The organism is Pseudomonas rossensis (assembly GCF_039888995.1).
Taxonomy (GTDB): Bacteria; Pseudomonadota; Gammaproteobacteria; order Pseudomonadales; family Pseudomonadaceae; genus Aquipseudomonas; species Aquipseudomonas rossensis.
This window is the reverse complement of sequence record NZ_JBBWCB010000293.1, coordinates 1-1,568: the sequence shown is the minus strand read 5'-3', so window position 1 is coordinate 1,568 and position 1,568 is coordinate 1. Positions and strand designations below refer to the sequence as shown.

The 1,568-nt window shown below is 57.3% G+C and carries 3 protein-coding genes; all 3 read right to left on the bottom strand.

Going from position 1 to position 1,568, the window contains the following annotated elements:
- Nucleotides 1-768: secretin N-terminal domain-containing protein (locus tag WLY71_RS30535; RefSeq protein WP_347806554.1), on the bottom strand; the 768-nt coding region annotated here is incomplete at its 3' end.
- A gap of 143 nt (nucleotides 769-911) precedes the next feature.
- Nucleotides 912-1,136 (bottom strand): type III secretion protein, encoded by a 225-nt coding sequence (locus tag WLY71_RS30530; protein WP_347806553.1) that lies wholly within the window; start codon nucleotides 1,134-1,136, stop codon nucleotides 912-914.
- A gap of 67 nt (nucleotides 1,137-1,203) precedes the next feature.
- A partial coding sequence (locus WLY71_RS30525; protein ID WP_347806552.1) for an HrpE/YscL family type III secretion apparatus protein occupies nucleotides 1,204-1,568 on the bottom strand: 365 nt, incomplete at its 5' end.

Sequence of the window (1,568 nt, the reverse complement as noted above, 5' to 3'; positions counted from 1 at the left end):
GCCCATATCCAGGCGCCCAGAGTCCGCATCGCCGTAAGCCGAGCTTCCACGCCCTCCCCCGATGCTGGCACCGCTGCGCCCTGCACCCGGCCCCTTAAACAGGTTAACGCCCTCAATTGCCTCGCCGCGCGCACGGCTACCGAGCAGTTCCTGAAGAATGCTGGCAACGCCCGCCACGACCAACTGCTGGTCGCGGTACACAATCGTCCGGTCCGCAGCGTTGGCATACTTGAGTGGCAGCATCACCACATTCTGCTTCTCTGCCTTCTCTTTCCCTTCGGCATTGCTGCTGTAGTTGCGGATAAACTCAACATACTTTTCTGGCCCGCGAACCAATACTGCACCTTGCTCCGGCAACGCGCCCCAGCCAAAGCGTGGATCGAGCAGCCCGACATCAGTCAAGGCTGTCTTCAAGTCATCGACTGCATCCGATGCCACTTCGAGGCGCGCGGAGGTCTGCGCGCTGGTGGGGCTGACATACAGCGTTTCGTTGTACACGAACCATTGAAAGTGGTGCTCTTGCCCCAGACGATCAAGGAAGGCCTGAGGATTTGCCGAGCGCAAACGTCCGTCGAGAATGCCCTCCATCTGTGGCATGTCCAGCCCCATGCCAAACTCCCTGGCGAAACCGCCCAGTGCGGTGGCAAGATCCGTTTGCTGCGCATCGTAAGCGTAGGCCGTTTGCTTCCAGGCCTTGGGAACAGCTGCCCATGCCGGACTTATCATTCCAATCAACAACAAAGGCAACAACGCATAGGCCTTATGCATTTAACGCTCCAGGTTCTCGGCTAGGGGAAATCCATCACGCAACCGGGCAACAACAGTGCCGCGGTGCGTGCAAAAAGATCAATCGTCAAGTTAATGGAGAAATGACGCTGCGTGGGCCGGTGGGCCGCAGACGATATGGGTGCTTACTGGATGCCGTCGATGATTGATTTCGTCAGGCCGTGGCTGGCGCGCTGGGCTTGATTCATCAAGATCGTTGCAGTGGCCATGTCTTGAGTCGCGGCACCAAATGCCTGCACATCTTCCGGACTTCCACTGTCTGCCGCTTCGATTGCTGCATCGTCCATCCTGTTGCTGGCCTGTGTCACAGAGCGGTCCAGACTGTTTTGAAGCGAACTAAAGTTAATCATTGAGAAACTCCTGTCGTGGTTTGAATTTAAGTGGTTCGAAACCCGGGACTGGTTCCCATCAAACGCATTAATCCATGTTCGTTAGTAATCCGCGACGCAGGCTTGGCCAATCGATGTCGAAAGATCCGTTGGCATGGTTCAACCGCAGCGCATCAGAGGGCAGCGCCGGGTCGGCTTTTAGCTGCCAATGGCTGGCAAAGGGGCTGGCGGCTACCCACTCACTCAAGGGTTCCAGTACTGACGGATGACAGCTTAGCGTTGCCCTTTCGCTACCCGTCAGGCCATCGGTCAAGTTACGCACCAACGCACGCACACGCTCCGGCATGCCGACGTCGTCCAGCAAGCGTCCCAGGCCAGTGTTAAGCAACTCTTCTACCGACGCGACAGCGTCGTGCTGAAGCGTAAGGTGATGTTCTTCAAGCGCTTGAAGGA

Coding starts and splice junctions, on each gene's coding strand:
- WLY71_RS30530 (WP_347806553.1), bottom strand. CDS start 1,136: ATGATTAACTTTAGTTCGCTTCAAAACAGTCTGGACCGCTCTGTGACA.